The sequence below is a fragment of the Chryseobacterium piperi genome, assembly GCF_002285635.2.
Taxonomy (GTDB): Bacteria; Bacteroidota; Bacteroidia; order Flavobacteriales; family Weeksellaceae; genus Chryseobacterium; species Chryseobacterium piperi.
Genome location: NZ_CP023049.2, coordinates 424294 through 440823 on the forward strand (window position 1 = coordinate 424294; position 16530 = coordinate 440823).

Consider the following 16530-nt stretch of genomic DNA (forward strand, 5'->3'; position numbering starts at 1 on the left):
ATTATGTACAAATATAATTAATTGCTTAAAGAAAATGCCTATCTTTAGTCCTTTATGATATCTTTATTATCTAAAAAGCGGGCAGGAGGTAGTTGTAAAAATCTTTTGATTGTTGTTAATAACTCTCAGGATTATTTTTTTTAATCTATTTTCTATTTATTATATTTGTAAAAATTTATTTTTAAATCTATGAAATTTATTATTTCAAGTGGTGAACTGCAGAAGGCTTTGCAAACTGTAAGTGGCGTAATATCAAGCTCTCAATCGAGACCGATTTTAGAAAACTATCTTTTTGAGTTAAACGAAACTCAAGTTACCATTACAGCATCTGATGGCGAAACAACGCTTGTAACTTCTTTAGAAGTAAAATCTGATGATTCGGGTAAATTTGCTGTTCCTGCTAAAATTTTTCAAGATTTTATCAAGACTTATGGCGAACAACCTCTGACGTTATCAGTAAAAGATAATGCAGAAGGTACCGGAAGTCAGCTGGAGATTTTAGATGAGAAAGATAATTTTGCAGTAGCATTAGATAATGCGGATGATTATCCTGAATTACCGGAATTTGACGCTTCACAAAGTGTAACGATGTCTGCCGGGGTTTTATCTGAGGCTCTTACCAATACTCTTTTTGCAACAAGTAATGATTCACTACGTCCTGTAATGACAGGAGTATTATTCCAGTTTGGAGAAAACGAAACGAACTTTGTTTCTACGGATTCTCACAGATTGGTGGTGTATAAAAGACTGGACCTGATGAATGCTGAACCTATGGAATTCATCATGCCTAAAAAACCATTGAATATTTTCAAAAATATTTTGGCAAGTTCAAATGAAGATGTTACCATCGATTTCAATGAGAACATGGCTAAATTTACTTTTGGTAAACATATCTGGATCTGTAGACTGATCGATGGAAAATATCCTAACTATACAGCGGTAATTCCAAAAGAAAACCCGAATGTATTAACGATCAATAGAAACCTTTTATTAGGAGCTATTAAGAGAGCTTCTATCATGTCTAATAAATCGACTAATCAGGTTAGATTTAAATTATCTGCAAACATTCTTCATCTTCATGCTGAAGATACGGAATATGCTAACAAAGCAGACATGCAGATTCCTTGTGACTATAATGGAGAAGATATCAATATCGGATTTAGTTCTAAATTCTTAACGGAAATGCTAACGATTTTGAGTTCTGATGATATCACTATGAAAATGTCTCAGCCGAACAGACCGGGAATTATTGAACCTCTGGATGGTCTTGAAGAAAACGAAAATATCTTAATGTTATCAATGCCGGTAATCGGTTTATAACAAGAGACTTATACTACATAAAAGAGGTTTTGGATTTCCAGACCTCTTTTTTTTATTTTTGAGGTGAGTTGAGAAGTTAAAAATTTCGCTATTTCTTAAAAAAACACGACATTTGTAGACGCAAAAATTCGAAATACAATTTTTCAAAATAAAGGAGATAAAAACCATATAATGGTTAAGTCTTAGCGATAAAAAAATAGATTTAAGCAGATGAAAATATCAAATAACTGGCTGAGAGATTACATAAAGACGGAATTGAAAACTGAAAGAATCGGTGAGTTCCTTACAGATATTGGTCTTGAGGTTGAAGGGATAGATAAATTTGAAAGTGTAAAAGGAAGCTTAGAGGGAATTGTAGTAGGTAAAGTCTTAACCTGCGAAAAACACCCGAATGCTGACAAACTAAAGAAAACAACAGTAGACATAGGAAACGGAAAGATACTTAATATCGTTTGCGGTGCACCCAATGTGGCCGAGGGCCAGACCGTTCCTGTAGCAGTTGTTGGGACAAAAATCTACGATAAGACCGGAAACTTTTTTGAAATCAAAGAAGCAAAGATCAGAGGGGAGGTTTCACAAGGAATGATTTGTGCTGAAGATGAGCTGGGTCTGAGTGAAGATCACGGTGGTATTATGGTGCTGGATGAAGCCCAATATGAAGTTGGAAAAAACTTTGCCGATTATTTTGAATTGACGAATGATGAGGTTATTGAAATTGGTTTAACACCAAACAGAACTGATGCGATGTCACATTATGGCGTGGCAAGAGATTTATATGCTTTTCTTTCTACCAATCAGCAAAAAGCACAATTTGAAAAAGTAGCTTCAGAACCTTTAAATAATGAAGGCTCTCACAGCTTTACATTAGAGGTTGAAGATGCTGATCTATGCCCAAGGTATATCGGAGCAGTAATTGAAGATGTAAAAGTTGCCGAATCTCCGATTTGGTTAAAAAACAGGCTACAAGCAATCGGATTAAACCCGATTAACAATATCGTTGATATAACGAATTATATCCTTCACGGATATGGACAGCCGCTTCACGCTTTTGATGCAGATAAAATTGCAGATAAAAAAGTGAAAGTAGGAACTGTTAAAAAAGGAACCAAATTCACAACATTAGATGGTGTTGAAAGGACTTTAAATGGGACTGAGGTTATAATCAAAGATGGAAAAGATCATCCGATGTGTATTGCCGGAGTTTTTGGTGGTGCCCAGTCGGGAGTTTCCAATGAAACAAAAACTATTTTCCTTGAAAGTGCATATTTCAATCCTGTAGCTGTCAGAAAAGGAGCTAAATTTCATGGCTTGAATACGGATGCTTCTTTCAGGTTTGAAAGAGGGGTAGACCCTAACATTACAAGAACAGCGATTACTCATGCTATCAAAATGATTCAGGAAATAGCTGGCGGAAAACTGATAGGAGAATTATTGGAAGAATATCCTAAGAAAATTGAAGACAGCTATGTTATCATAAGATTCTCTAAAATTGAACAGATTTTAGGAACTAAAATTCACAGAGAGAAAGTAAAAGAAATTTTAAAAGCTCTTGAGATAAAAGTTTTAAATGAAATTCAAAACGGATTGGAGATCTCTGTTCCGGCTTACAGAGCTGATGTAACAAGAGAAATTGACGTTATTGAAGAGATTTTAAGAATCTATGGATATAATAAAATTGATGCTCCACAAAAGATTTCATTTACTCCGGTGAAGCTAAGTGCTAATGATCAGGATGAATTGGAAAACAGTTGGGCAAGAACTTTACAGGGCTTAGGCTTCAATGAAGTAATGAATAACTCATTAACTTCTGTAAAAGATGAAACCGATGCTGTGAAATTATTAAATCCATTGAGCAGCGATTTAGCGTTTATGAGAAAGTCTTTATTGGAAGGACTTCTTCAGAATGCAATCTATAATATCAACAGGAAGAATCAGGATATTAAATTTTTCGAATTCGGGAAAATTTATCATAAAAGAGCTCAGTACGAAGAAAGAAAACAATTGGCTATTTTGGTTAGCGGAAGAGATGTTGCAGAGAACTGGCTAAAGCCGAAATCCACTACTGACTTCTATAACCTGAAAGCGTACGTTAAGGTTCTATTGGAAAAATTAGCTATCGATTACAAAGAAGTGGCTTTATCTGATGAAAGATTCTCTGATGCGTTGGCTTATGAAGCAGATGGAAAAACTTTAGTAAGAATCGGAAAAGTTGCGGCAGGGCTATTGAAAGACTTCGATATCGATCAGGATTGTTTCTATGCTGAAATTGAACTTGAATTGGCTCAGGAGCTTCGTTCTACGAATGAATTGAAATTCAAGGATATTCCTAAATTTAATAAAATCAGAAGAGATTTAGCTTTATTGATTGATAAAAATATTACTTATCAGGAGTTATATCAGACTGCTCAAAAGAACAAGTCTCCATTCATTAAAAATATCAATTTATTTGATGTTTATGAAGGGAAGAACTTACCGGAAGGGAAGAAGTCGTATGCAATGAGTTTTGAACTTTTAAATGAAGAGAAAACTTTAGAGGAAAAAGAAATTTCGGAAGTAATGGACTCTTTAATCAAATCTTTCCAGAAGGAATTCAATGCTGAATTGAGATCATAAGAATGTATTCTATATCATAATATTAAACGGGCTTTAGCCCGTTTTTTTTGTTTCTGAAATCCTGAACTTTTTATGCTTTTGGCTAAAGCCCTTTGGAAGGGAGGAGAATAAGTGAGCGGACTAAAGCCCATTTCTATTGATAGCATGAGATATATAGTAAATTCAATTTTAATAATATCAATAGAGGTGGGTTTTAACCCACCTTTAATAATTATCCACCAATTCGGTTTTAGCTAAAACTTAGACTCACCACACTAAGAAATAAATTACAGATGCAAAGGATGCGTGAATAATAAAATCCTTTGAAAACCGTTTAAATAATATAATTTCCGTAAATTTGATCAAATCAAAAAAGAAAAAAATGAAAAATCTTTTTTTAAGTATAAGTGCAGCCTTGATTTTGGCATCGTGTGGAACTATGTCAAGTCCATCTGCATCGAAAGTGGGAAAATCCCAGCCTTCATTAGCCAATACCAAATGGACGCTGGCAGATAATGTAAAAGGAAAAATTCCTACCCTGAATATTGAAGGAGAAAAAATCACTGGAAACGCAGGATGTAATAATTATTTTGGAACGGTACAGCTGGATGCTGCTACAGGTAATTTTGCTGCCGGACAAATGGGATCTACAAGAATGGCTTGTGATAATATGAATGTAGAGCAGAACTTTATGGATATGATGGGGAAAGCCAATAAATATGTGATTTCGGGAAATACACTGGAACTGTACAAAGACAATTTATTATTATTGAAATTTAATAAATCAGAATAAAATAAAAGGAACTCGATTGAGTTCCTTTTTTATGCTTTAATGTTATTTCTTATTCTTCTTCCTCTTCATCGTACTTAGCCAATTCCTCATCACACCATTTGAAAGCAGCTTCTACCACTTTAGTAGCTTCATCTGCCATCGTTTCTTCATCATCTCCTTCCAAATCATCCAGCCACTCAACTTCTTCTTCCTCAACGTTTAAGATAAATCTTGGATATTCTGTATGAACCACGAATAAATCTTCAGGAAATTCCGAATTATCTGCTAATAAAAACTTTGGTAATTTCATTTTTTTAATGTTTTAACTTTCTCAAAGATAATAAAATTATTGGTATTTGTTCTTGTCGATTATAATTTTTTGTAAAACTTTATACCTGGTGAGTGTTGTTTTCTGAAGGGTATCTTTAGGCTTGAAAGTCAGGCTTATCTGAGGATTAACTGTGCTTATTAATTCGGCAACCTGTATCTTTTCTAAATCTTCAGTAGTTTCCAGGTAAAATTTTATCGGTATGTCAGACATATTTTCAGATGTTAAGAACTGCTGAATAGATTTTCTGTTTTCAAGATAATTCCCTTTGGAAAGCCAGGTAAAGAGTACACCGGATATGAGACTTAATGCGCCAATAGCATACACCTTCCAATTAAAAATATTAAATAACATTTTAAAATAAACTAACCAGATCGGAAAGCTGAAAGGAGCTAGTAGCCGATAATCCAAGGGGTTGACGGGATAAAAGTACTGAACAAAGTAAGAGCAGACTGTACCCGATATGCCAATGGTAATGAAGAATTGATCACTTTCTGAAAGCTTGTTTTTAGTAAATAGAAATAAGATTATCAAAATGTTGATAAACCCCAAGCCATATATAGCATAGTTAATCAATCCTCCTCCCGGACTAGCCATATGGATAAAAGGATTGAAGGTCACAGTTAAGCCCTGAAAAAGTTCAACCAGCAATTGGGAAGTGGGGTGTAGTCCCATTTCAAGGGCTTGCTGGATATAGTTCTCATTAAAATAATCAAGAAACAAAAATTTATAGGCAATGATAAAAAGAACACCTATTGCTGAAGAGAATATAAAAACCGGAGCATAGTTCTTTTTCCATCTTATCAATCCGAAAAGTCCGGTTCCACCGATAATAAATAATGCACTGTATCTGATGTTATACAATACAATCAGAGAAAGGGACAGATAAAATAAGCCTTTCCATTTTTTTAATTGTCCGGAAATAATTAGATGAGCCGTATACAAAAAAAGAAATACAAAAGGAAGAATCAGCGATTCACTCATTGTAAAAGAATAAATAGAAACAAAGCTGAATAGCGCACTAATGACAATAGTTTCTTTCAGATAGAAATTCTTTTTCCAGGCAAAAGTAACCATAAACAGAAAGGCTGCAATTCCGACGACCTTACTGCTCCAGAATTCATCTAACCCGAAATAAGTAAAAAACTTAATACTTAATGGATACCCTAATGGAGTTACCGTATTATCAATGACAGGAAGCACATGGGCAAATCTCATATACCGAATAGAGTCGGGGCTTACCCTTCCTTTCTCGTTGAGTAAAAAACGTAAAATGGTCATCATTAAAGTAATGATGACCAGTGATATTTGAATATGCTTTTCTTTAATTTTCATGGGTTGCTGTTAATCAATTACAGGTTGGCGGCCGTGGCCTGATTCATCACTTATAATTCACAACCCATATATTTTTCAGTTATTTCAAAAACATTTTTGAAACCTTCTCCGCTTTTTTACTTTCAGAGTAATCATAGAATCCTTCTCCTGATTTCACACCCAGTTTTCCAGCCATCACCATGTTTACCAACAATGGGTTAGGAGCGTATTTAGGATTTTTAAAGCCATCATACATAACATTAAGGATAGCTAGACAAACGTCAAGTCCTATAAAATCTGCTAACTGAAGAGGTCCCATAGGATGTGCCATACCCAATTTCATTACCGTATCAATTTCCTCTACACCGGCAACACCATTGTAAAGTGTTTCAATAGACTCATTGATCATCGGCATTAATATTCTGTTAGCGACAAACCCTGGATAATCATTAACTTCTACCGGTACCTTTCCTAGTGTTTTACTCATTTCGTAGATAGTATCGAAAGTCTCTTTAGAAGTAGAGTAGCCTTTAATAATTTCCACAAGTTTCATGATAGGCACAGGATTCATAAAATGCATTCCGATAACCTTATCCGCTCTTTTCGTTGCAGCCGCAATTTTTGTAATAGAAATAGAAGAAGTATTGGTTGCCAAAATACAATTCTCCGGAGCGAATTCGTCCATTTGTCCGAAGATTTTTAATTTCAGATCCTGATTTTCAGTGGCTGCTTCTACGATTAAATCTGCAGATCCCACTGCATTTTTTAGCTCTGTAAAAGTGGTGATATTTCCTAAAGTTTCTGCTTTTTGTTCTTCAGTAAGGTTTCCCTTTGCAATTATTCTGTCGAGGTTGGTGGTAATGGTTTTTAATCCTTTATCTAAAGTATCCTGAGATACATCTACCAGGCTTACTTTAAATCCGCTTTGTGCGAAAGTATGTGCAATACCATTTCCCATGGTTCCAGCTCCGATAACTACAATGTTTTTGATCATTTTTCCTTAAATTAAATTATTTTTTATAGAGAGTTAAATTTTTTGAATTGGCTAAATCAGTCCTTGTGATTATGATAGATTCATCAAAATTGACGTTCCCGTCACTGCTTTTATTTTTTCTGCTGTTCTGTTTAAAAATTGCTGCTTTCAGCCCATTTATAAAATTGGTTTTCTGAGTTTTTGAAAGCTGGTCTGTTCCAATATACAAATTGAATTCACCTTCTCTTCCCAACCCATTCTGTTGATAGATTTCAAAAGATTTTGTTTTATTCTTTTTCTGAAACTCTGATATATACCGGATGATAGGATCCGGAGAAGGAGTGCCACAGCAAATACTTGCATAGCCAATCTGCAGGTAACTCTGGTTCTTTTGCCCCAAAAGAAGGTAAAAGAGAGAATGGCAATCAGGAGTGTTAATTTTTTCATAGAAAAAGTTTTGATTAATGTGATGAAGTAATCAGATTATCAACGGCTAAAATTAAGCTTTAAAAACTATTTATTCAAATCATCCCATACCGCTTTGGATACATCGGAAATGATTTTGCAGTTAACAGCTTCTGCTTCAGTAGAGTTGCTTACAAATACGGCTATGGCATAATGCTTTCCGTTAGGTAATGTAACAATTCCCATATCATTTTCTGCTCCTGTTAATCCATTTTTATTTTTTCCGGATGAACCTGTTTTATGAGCAACAGGTGTATTTTTAGGAAGCTGTTCAATCAATTTGTTTGTTCCTGTTTTGGTTCCTAACATTACCTGCATGAGGTAATCTGTCGATTTTTTAGAGAGTAATTGGCCTTCATAAAACTTTTTCAGAACCTGTACGATAGAGTTTGTTGAACTGTAATTTTGATATTGTGCATTCCAGTCTTTATGCATTTCTTCTTCGCTAAAGCGAATCTGAAAATTCTTTATTCCTTTGGTATCCATGAATTTTTGGACAGTATTGGTTCCGTCAATTAATCGCAGGAGAATATCACATCCGTTATTATCACTCTGCGCTACAGTGAAATCAATAATTTCACTTAGAGGAATTTCAATATTGCCATTAGGATACTTTTCTCTTAGAGGAGACCATGTATTATCCAGAAGGTCAGATTTTTTAACTAAAATTTTCTGATCTAAAGACAGTTTGCCCATATCTACAAGGTTCAGAACTGCAGCAGCAATATGAAACTTGAAAACACTCTGCATGGGAAGCTTTTTCTCACCATTTTTATTGTAATTTAATGGATCTTCAATTCCCAGTACAGAAACTCCTACAGTAGCTTTTTTATCATTAATAATAGAATCTATTTTTTGTTCCAGTGTTGTATGCTGAGCAAAAGCAAATGAAGAAATCAAAAGAAGTAATAATGCTGCTTTTTTCATAATGGTTAATTTTCACTGTCGTAAATTTAAAAAATAAATCTCTTTTAGATCCATAACTGTGCCTTAATTTATCAGGATATGTTTTAGATCTTTTAAATAGAAATAAATAATCCGGAAAAGTCAATTTTCCGGATTAAATAATATCGATTAAGTTGTTAACCTTTTGTCGAAATGTAAGAGTGTTACATTAAAAGTACGTCCACTTAGTTCCATTGAATACAGCTACCTGGTTGGTTGCCGTATCATAGACCATAAGCCCTGTCGGAGGAGAAGTGAATCTTTCCGATGGCTGACTGATTAAAGGTAATACCAGGGCCTTGTCTCCCTGTTTAGCTTCGAGAATAAGCACTCCATCTGCATCAGAAGTATCTGATCCGATAATCATCTTTTTTCCATTAGCATCCGAACCGGCAAGAGCACCTCCTGTCGTTCCTCCTAGAGCTGGTGGATTCCAGGCTGGTGTAGTACCTCCGTAATACCTGAAGCTTCCTGTAGCAGTGTCCCAAACCATAGTTCCTTCACTAGCATTCATTGTAGTAGCATTTTCTACTTTAGGAAGAACTATTCCTCTGTTAGAAGAATTTCCAAATTCTAATATGGTATTATTATTCGTTACACTTTTTTTACCAATAGCAACTTGAGCATTGATGCCTGAGCCTATCAGCAATATTGAGATTAAGAATATATTTTTCATCCTTTATGTTTTTTAATTACAGAAAATAGAAGTGGAAGTAGAGTTTCCTAGAGTTCTCCATTCTGTTCCGTTATATACTTTAAATTCTTTTTGGGTGGTATCATATACGATCATACCTTGAAGTCTGTTTCCTGCAGGAATATTATTGGCATCTGAAACTCTGGTAACTACCATACCTTTAGATTTAGCATTGAGCTCGAGCCATGCATCAGAAGCAGATGGTAATACACCCGGAATTGAAGAAATACCTACTTGGCCTCCGTTCACAGTACCTCCTGTTATATTTAGATTAGCTTTAACTAATGTAAAATAAGAATTGCTGTTGTCTGCAAAATTGGGTATAACATCAATGGTGTTACCTGTTCTCAAAACTTTTTGATAAATAGGATTGGTAAAAGAAGGGCTCTGAGAAATAAGCATATAATAGCTTTCTCCTGCGGCAAGTGCCGGAATGCTGGTCGCATCAAAACGAAGATTGATACATCCTACTTTATTCGTGTCTGTTGCTTTCCATCGGGTAGCAAGTGAGTTGTTGAATTGAGTACCGTCAGCGGCAGTGATTGTGCTACCGGTAAAAGTCTGTGCTCCATTATTGGATGCAAAAATAAGGTATTGACCATCAGTCAGCTGATTAGCATGGGTGTCATTCTGGTTGATGAAATTATTATCTGTAGATGCCGTAATAATGTTAGTAGCCTGTCCACCATCGTTGTTGATGGACTTTGAAATTCGTTGGTCTAATCCTCCGCGGACATCTTTTGCTACTCCAAAAATATCGTATTGATATGTTCCGTCAGCTGTGAAAACAGGATTTCCTGTACTGTTACGGTAGTTGGTATCTGTTGCCAGATCTGTCAATGTTGTTCCGTATTTTATAGCGAGGTAACTTTCTACCTGTCGACGCTCTGTTCCCGTTAAAGCAAACCCAAACGCAAGGTGCTCCGCAATCTGTGCAGTAACCCCTACATCATTACCTGGCATACTCGACTGGTTATTGGCTCCATATACAAATCCTCCCTGTCCAATATATACGGTTTGTCCTGTAAGGTTCGTTCCAATTCCGCTACCGTTTAATCTGTGTTGTACGGTACTGTTAGTAGCGCTAAGGCTCACATTGGAAATGTTGGAAAGTGTAGTGCTTAAAGCTGGATTGAGTACTGTATTGGTAGCATTATTACTGGTTGGAGTATTTCCTCTGGATAGGTAATTTGCCTGTGTTGATGTATTCCAATCATAGATTGCAGCTCCGGCAGCAGAATTTTTTAAGTCAAAATTAACTCCGAAGAAGCGGTTATTCGCTGTCCATACGTTATCTTTTATCACATAAAACATCTCTAATTCTGAAGTGGATCCTTCAAAAGGTGCCACCCCTTCATTTCCTATTGCCTGATTTGTATTGGTAAAATCAATATATGGGTTAAAGTTAAAGGTAGCAGCAGTTGCAGCATTACTTACCGGAACATAATTAGGTTTTGTGCTTACATCGGCAACCTGTGAGGTTTTGATTCCGAACATCTGATCTACCCACTGATTCACTGTTCCCGAAGCAGCAGTAACATCTTTATCTGCTCTGTTCCAGAAATTTCCAAGTACTCCTCCCGGGCCTACCGGAGTTCCTGCAATGGTAAAATAAAAAGTACCATTAGAAGTAAAACCATTGAATGCGTTAGATGCCACTCTGTATGGTTCATTCACATAGTCTTCTCCGTCTACAGTATTAGTATTGGTTCCGATAGGGATAAAGTGGGTATTACTTGAAAAATCACTGGTCGTACTCATGACCAGGTATATAGGTTTGCCACTCAGCGTAAAACTGTTGATCAAACCTTTAAGAATGTTGAAATATACATCATCATTTCCATTGATATTATAATTGCTGGTCTGTGCTTTCCAAACTTTGGAAAATCGATGCGTCACAGATGAGAAACCAGCATTGGTATAGGGGGTGAATCCAACGGTACCATTGGTACCCCAGGTAAGAAATTCCTGGTCGTTATCAAACGAGTTATTTGCTGCATGAGTAGGGTTATCCTGAGAAGCAGGATTACCTAAACTTATTAGCATTTCGTTGGTATTATTGATACTTTTAGACTGAACTTGTTTCAAGGCACTGGCATCATCACGACCAATTCCAGCAATATTTTTAGAATATCCGGAATTGGAGTTTGCATCCCATATGGTTGTACCTTGGGAACTTACATAACTGTATGGTGTCGTCTGATCCAGAGAAGTGGCGTATTTAATGGCCAGATAAGAACGTACTCTTTGGAGTTCAGCGTCAGTTAATACCCGCTCATAAGCAATCACTTCAGACATATTCCCATCAGTAACTTCAGGTTGTGAACCTAATACAGAGCCATTAGCAGTTAATGCATATCCGGCAGCAAAAGTTCCTGGCGCAGCCGTAACAAAAGAATTGAGTCCGTGTTTCATTCCACCGGCAACACCAATTTCCCATGAAACATCAGATAAATAGGTTTTTCCTATATCCAGTTTTTGATTAGGACTGGTTGGTGGATTATATGGATAAAGCTGCATAGCTTTGTTTCCATTAAAACTTGCTGTTAATACTGGGGAGTTAGCTTGTATAAGACCGGCTCCTGTCCCTGTTCCTCCGAATCCCAAATAATCCCTGTACGTGGTATCAGAGTTTCTATTGACAATGATAAAAAGGTTACCATTCAATCTATTGGCAGTAAAGGGCTTACCTGAAGGAACTACCATAAACCTTGCATCCGCTCCCGTAGTTCCGAAACTTACCACAGGGTTAAAATTATACCTTGCAGTAGCGGGCTGTAAAAAGGGTTGTCGTGAAGCATTGGTTTGTGTGTAGTTGTTGCCGGCAGCAGATTGATCATTCCATTGGGAAGAAGTAAAGCCGTTATCTGCTTTCAGCCAAATCCTCAAATCTCCTGATACACCTCCGGGAGCCTGAGCATAAACGCCCAAAGATCCTATTAATGTAATAATTAAAGAACATCTAAAATTTTTTTTTTCATCACTTAGAATTTTACATTTTATGCGAAACTAAAATGATGCCAATGACTGATTATCTTGACGTTGGAGAGAGAAATGACGTTATGCTTTTTGTGGAGTTATTCTTATATTTATGTAGATTTTTAATGTGATTTTACTGTTTTATTGTTACTTTGATAATCAAATATGGAATGTTTTGTTAAAAAAAATAAAATAAAAAAATTATTATTATTTTTTTTATCTTAGTATAAGTAGTTAATTAATAAATAAAATTCTCGTATTTATGGAAATTGATTTATAATTTAATTTTGTTGTTATTGTTTTACTTCAAAATAATTAAGGTTAATACCTTCATTTTCAAAAACAAATCTAATCTTATTGTCTCCTTTTTGTAATTTAATTCCTTTCACAGAAATTGTTTTCCAGTTTTCTTTTCCTCCCGTAGAAGATAGAGAAACGGTTACTAGTTGTTGACCTGAGGCATTCTCAATTCTTATTTTAGAGTCTGCAACACTGGAGTACCTTATATCAAAAACATAGCTTTTATCAGCTTTACTATGAATAGTGTATTGAATCCATTCTCCTTTTTCGGTTTTTCCTACATAATAATGGTTGGTAACTGTATCATTACAAGTATAGATATCAACTCCGTCATTTCTTAGTTGGTGGCCGGCATTCCACTCAGATCTTTTGGCCGGATCACTTACCCATAGATTGATAAAGTCCTTATCCATATATGCAGAACCCATTCTTCCCAAATCATAATCTGTGGCGAAAATCCTTCCCGGAACCTGATGATTTTTGAACGGCTTTGTTGAAGCATCGGTTACTTGTCTGAACATGGCATCAATCACGTCATTTTTTATTTCAGTATTACTAAATTTATAATGGTCGGCAATTTTCATTAAAGCTTTTGTTGCGAATTCTTTAGACGGTTTTTTACCCCCGTTTTTCCAATAATCTAGTAACTGTTGGTACTCAGGTGTGATTTTTACATTGGCAATTCCAGCTGTATTATCAATTTTTTTCATGGGCCAGAACGCATACCCGATATTATGTTTATCCATGAGTTGGATCAGTTCTGTAAACCATACATTGGAGTTTTCTCCAGTCTCTCCCAGCCAGATAGGAATATTATGCTTCTCTCTTAAATCCAGTATTCCCTTTATGGTAGCATCATCATTATTGTTCCAATATTTATGGAAACTAAAAACGATATTCTTATCCCAGATTGGTATTAAGCCATTATAATTATTTCCCCAGCCATTTCCTTCAAGAATGATGATGTGCTTTTTGTCAACCTCACGAATGGCTTCCGTAATCTCTTTTTGCAGTTTCCAAAGTGGAGCGTTGGACATTTCGTCCGTTCCGTTTGGATTTTTTCCGGTAAAATTAATATTAGGCTCGTTAATAAGATCATATCCTCCGATCCAGGGTTCATCCTTATATCGTTCTGCCAGCTTTTTCCATAGAGCAATAGTCTTTTTTTGATTATCTTCATTCTCCCATAGGGAAGGTTTTGATTGATCATTATCAGAAATGTTTACATCATTTCCCTGTCCTCCCGGAGCAGCATGAAGGTCTAATATCAGATATATTTTATTGTCTGCACACCATTTCAATAAGTCATCCGTCATTTTAAAGCCTTCTTCCAGCCAGGTGTCTTGACCCTTTACCGGTTCTTTTTCAATAGGTAATGTATGCAAATTGTAATGCATAGGAAGCCTGATGGAATTGAAGCCTGATTGTGCCAAGAAGTCAATATCCTGTTTTGTGATTCCATTTTTCAAATAAGCCTTATAGAATTCATTCATCCCGTTTTCACCAATCAATTCTGCAATTTTTTCTTTGATTTTATATTGTGGGCCGGCAAAATCTGCTGTTTTTAGCATATATCCCTCCTGTAGCATCCATCCGCCTAAACCAAGACCTTTAAGCTGAATATTTTCACCTTTATCATTAACGATTTTCTGACCGTCTGTTCTTAATAATTGTGATGTCCCAAATTGAGACAATAAAAGTGCGGATAATAGGATGGTTCTTTTCATAGTTTTGATTTTATAAAATTATGGGATAATGATTAGAATCGATTCTTCTTTTAATAATCACAAATATATTTAAAAATTATTGAATTAAATTAAAATTCCTCTTTAAATAGATGAAGTATTTAAAGAGGAAATGTGTTTTAGATTTAAATTCTTAGCCCTTGAGACTATTGATTTGGGTTGATACTAAAATCCACTAAATCTAATCTATTAGTACGAGTCGATATTAATTAGCTGATCAGTTTCATGATTTCCAAAGCTACTTTCAAGGCTTCGGTTCCATCTTCTAATGATACTTCTACATTTTTATTTTCTGTGATAGAATCAGCAAAAGAATTCAGCTCGTCTAAAATTGCATTATTAGGCTGGATATTTGGATATTCAAATAAAATCTGATTCTTTTCTCCCTCAGCATTTTCAATGATCATATCAAATGGAGTAGGAGTTTCAGGAGCATCTTTCATGCGGATAACTTCTGCTTTTTTCTCTAAAAAGTCAACTGATATATAAGCGTCTTTCTGGAAGAAGCGACTTTTACGCATAGCTTTCATGGAGATTCTTGAAGTAGTAAGATTGGCAACACAGCCATTTTCAAATTCTATCCTTGCATTAGCAATATCCGGAGTTTTACTTACGACACACACACCACTGGCATGAATATTTTTTACCTTAGACTTAACCATGCTCAATAAAATGTCCAGATCATGAATCATTAAATCCAGAACTACAGAAACATCCGTACCACGGGGGTTGAACTCAGCCAGTCTGTGGATTTCGATAAACATTGGATTTTTGATATATTCCTTGGTAGCCATGAAAGCCGGATTATATCTTTCAACATGTCCTACCTGAGCTTTTATTCCATTTTCTTGACATTTATGAAGGATTTCTTCAGCTTGCTCCAAAGTCTGTGTAACCGGTTTTTCAATGAAAAAATGAAGCCCTTTTTCAATAGCTTTTAAAGCATAATCATAATGATAAACTGTGGGAGTTACAATATCCAGCATATCGATCTGGTCCAATAGTTCATCAAAATTTTCAAAATATTTATATCCGAATTCGGCTTCTAATTTTTTTCCGTTTTCTACATCTTTATCATGGAATCCTACAAAGTCATATCTATCTGATTGATTGAGAAGTCTTAAGTGTATTTTTCCTAAATGTCCGGCACCTACCAAACCTGCTTTCAACATAGCTTTTTTAATTTTTGTAAAGATATAAATTAGGTACGATATTTCAGATATAAAGACTTTTGACTTTAATCAGCAAAAATTGCGATGGTTTCCCTAAATCTAAAATCTAATTCTTATTTTTGTGAGAAACTAGTACCCGCTATCTAATAACTAACTATTATCTAATGACGCAAGATTCGTTTGTACATAAAGGAAAAAGAAAAATTTTAGTTGAGTATCTTCAACAAAGAATTGGGATTACGGATAAAAATGTACTTTCGGCAATGAATGAAGTTCCGAGACATCTTTTTATTGAAAGTATTTTTGAAGACTTTGCCTATGAAGACCGTGCCTTTCCAATTTTGGCACACCAGACCATTTCGCATCCTTCTACGGTTGCCGAACAATCAGAGCTATTACAGGTGATACCTGGAGAAAAGGTACTGGAAATTGGTACCGGCTGTGGATATCAGACTGCTGTTCTGTTAGCAATGAAAGCTTTGGTGTATACAGTAGAAAGACAAAAAGATTTATTTGATTTCTCTAAGAAAAAATTACGGGAGCTGCATCTTTTTCCAAAATTTCAGAGTTTTGGTGATGGCTTTGCTGGACTTCCTACCTTTGCTCCTTTTGATAAAATTATTGTGACTTGTGGGGCTTCTGTACTGCCTACCGAGCTATTAAAACAATTAAAAGTAGGTGGGAAAATGGTTATTCCATTGGGACCCACTGACGAGCAGGTTTTATACCGTTTTACAAAAATTTCTCCTACCGAAATAGAAAAAGAAGAGTTTGGTGCGTATAAATTTGTTCCGATGCTCAACAATACCAATACCTAAATACCCATTATACCTGACACATCAGATTGTAGCGAGAATAGGAAAAATCCAATCTGAAGATTTGTAATCGTCTTTGTGAAACTGATCAGGTTAAAATAATTTTTTAGCGAAGG

At 35.4% G+C, this 16530-nt stretch carries 13 protein-coding genes; 4 read left to right on the forward strand and 9 right to left on the reverse strand.

Translation table 11 applies throughout. The features are described from left to right. Positions 1 to 189 precede the first annotated feature (189 nt). From dnaN to CJF12_RS01880, 3 genes are all read left to right on the forward strand, one after another. Positions 190 to 1320 carry a DNA polymerase III subunit beta gene (gene dnaN, locus CJF12_RS01870; RefSeq protein WP_034686861.1) on the forward strand — a complete coding sequence of 377 codons (1131 nt, stop codon included), beginning with the start codon at positions 190 to 192 and terminating at the stop codon, positions 1318 to 1320. A gap of 210 nt (positions 1321 to 1530) precedes the next feature. Continuing rightward, entirely contained in the window at positions 1531 to 3933 is a 2403-nt protein-coding gene (gene pheT / locus CJF12_RS01875; protein WP_034686862.1) for a phenylalanine--tRNA ligase subunit beta, read from the forward strand. 361 nt (positions 3934 to 4294) lie between these two features. Then, positions 4295 to 4705, forward strand: coding sequence for an META domain-containing protein (locus tag CJF12_RS01880; protein ID WP_034686964.1), 411 nt, complete (start codon positions 4295 to 4297; stop codon positions 4703 to 4705). Between the two features lie 49 nt (positions 4706 to 4754). On the opposite strand, the gene CJF12_RS01885 is transcribed toward CJF12_RS01880, so the two are convergent. The 9 genes from CJF12_RS01885 to CJF12_RS01925 form a co-directional block, all read right to left on the reverse strand. Further along, positions 4755 to 4994, reverse strand: coding sequence for a hypothetical protein (locus CJF12_RS01885; protein WP_007845674.1), 240 nt, complete (start codon positions 4992 to 4994; stop codon positions 4755 to 4757). A 36-nt stretch (positions 4995 to 5030) separates the two neighbouring features. Continuing rightward, on the reverse strand, positions 5031 to 6347 hold the full coding sequence (locus CJF12_RS01890) for a hypothetical protein (RefSeq protein ID WP_034686864.1): 1317 nt from the start codon (positions 6345 to 6347) through the stop codon (positions 5031 to 5033). Positions 6348 to 6426: 79 nt separating this feature from the next. Then, positions 6427 to 7317 carry a 3-hydroxybutyryl-CoA dehydrogenase gene (locus tag CJF12_RS01895; protein WP_185097172.1) on the reverse strand — a complete coding sequence of 297 codons (891 nt, stop codon included), beginning with the start codon at positions 7315 to 7317 and terminating at the stop codon, positions 6427 to 6429. 159 nt (positions 7318 to 7476) lie between these two features. Continuing rightward, a complete protein-coding gene (locus tag CJF12_RS01900) occupies positions 7477 to 7746 on the reverse strand; it encodes a hypothetical protein (protein ID WP_228379118.1) in 270 nt (89 codons plus the stop codon). Between the two features lie 66 nt (positions 7747 to 7812). Beyond that, on the reverse strand, positions 7813 to 8691 hold the full coding sequence (gene bla-A, locus CJF12_RS01905; protein ID WP_034686869.1) for a CGA/CIA family class A beta-lactamase: 879 nt from the start codon (positions 8689 to 8691) through the stop codon (positions 7813 to 7815). A 187-nt stretch (positions 8692 to 8878) separates the two neighbouring features. Next, complete coding sequence (locus CJF12_RS01910) at positions 8879 to 9385, reverse strand: hypothetical protein (RefSeq protein WP_034686871.1); 507 nt, start codon at positions 9383 to 9385, stop codon at positions 8879 to 8881. A gap of 12 nt (positions 9386 to 9397) precedes the next feature. Continuing rightward, a complete protein-coding gene (locus CJF12_RS01915; RefSeq protein WP_034686873.1) occupies positions 9398 to 12334 on the reverse strand; it encodes a hypothetical protein in 2937 nt (978 codons plus the stop codon). Positions 12335 to 12675: 341 nt separating this feature from the next. Then, on the reverse strand, positions 12676 to 14409 hold the full coding sequence (locus CJF12_RS01920) for a cellulase family glycosylhydrolase (protein ID WP_034686876.1): 1734 nt from the start codon (positions 14407 to 14409) through the stop codon (positions 12676 to 12678). A 227-nt stretch (positions 14410 to 14636) separates the two neighbouring features. Continuing rightward, on the reverse strand, positions 14637 to 15599 hold the full coding sequence (locus CJF12_RS01925; RefSeq protein WP_034686879.1) for a Gfo/Idh/MocA family protein: 963 nt from the start codon (positions 15597 to 15599) through the stop codon (positions 14637 to 14639). 164 nt (positions 15600 to 15763) lie between these two features. On the opposite strand from CJF12_RS01925, the gene CJF12_RS01930 reads away from it, so the two are divergent. Then, on the forward strand, positions 15764 to 16417 hold the full coding sequence (locus CJF12_RS01930; protein WP_034686883.1) for a protein-L-isoaspartate(D-aspartate) O-methyltransferase: 654 nt from the start codon (positions 15764 to 15766) through the stop codon (positions 16415 to 16417). The last annotated feature ends 113 nt before the right edge of the window (positions 16418 to 16530 follow it).

What these genes read in the sequence shown, in the direction of transcription:
- dnaN (WP_034686861.1), top strand. Translation starts at nt 190, where the DNA reads ATGAAATTTATTATTTCAAGTGGTGAACTGCAGAAGGCTTTGCAAACT.
- pheT (WP_034686862.1), top strand. Translation starts at nt 1,531, where the DNA reads ATGAAAATATCAAATAACTGGCTGAGAGATTACATAAAGACGGAATTG.
- CJF12_RS01880 (WP_034686964.1), top strand. Translation starts at nt 4,295, where the DNA reads ATGAAAAATCTTTTTTTAAGTATAAGTGCAGCCTTGATTTTGGCATCG.
- CJF12_RS01885 (WP_007845674.1), bottom strand. Translation starts at nt 4,994, where the DNA reads ATGAAATTACCAAAGTTTTTATTAGCAGATAATTCGGAATTTCCTGAA.
- CJF12_RS01890 (WP_034686864.1), bottom strand. Translation starts at nt 6,347, where the DNA reads ATGAAAATTAAAGAAAAGCATATTCAAATATCACTGGTCATCATTACT.
- CJF12_RS01900 (WP_228379118.1), bottom strand. Translation starts at nt 7,746, where the DNA reads ATGAAAAAATTAACACTCCTGATTGCCATTCTCTCTTTTACCTTCTTT.
- bla-A (WP_034686869.1), bottom strand. Translation starts at nt 8,691, where the DNA reads ATGAAAAAAGCAGCATTATTACTTCTTTTGATTTCTTCATTTGCTTTT.
- CJF12_RS01910 (WP_034686871.1), bottom strand. Translation starts at nt 9,385, where the DNA reads ATGAAAAATATATTCTTAATCTCAATATTGCTGATAGGCTCAGGCATC.
- CJF12_RS01920 (WP_034686876.1), bottom strand. Translation starts at nt 14,409, where the DNA reads ATGAAAAGAACCATCCTATTATCCGCACTTTTATTGTCTCAATTTGGG.
- CJF12_RS01925 (WP_034686879.1), bottom strand. Translation starts at nt 15,599, where the DNA reads ATGTTGAAAGCAGGTTTGGTAGGTGCCGGACATTTAGGAAAAATACAC.
- CJF12_RS01930 (WP_034686883.1), top strand. Translation starts at nt 15,764, where the DNA reads ATGACGCAAGATTCGTTTGTACATAAAGGAAAAAGAAAAATTTTAGTT.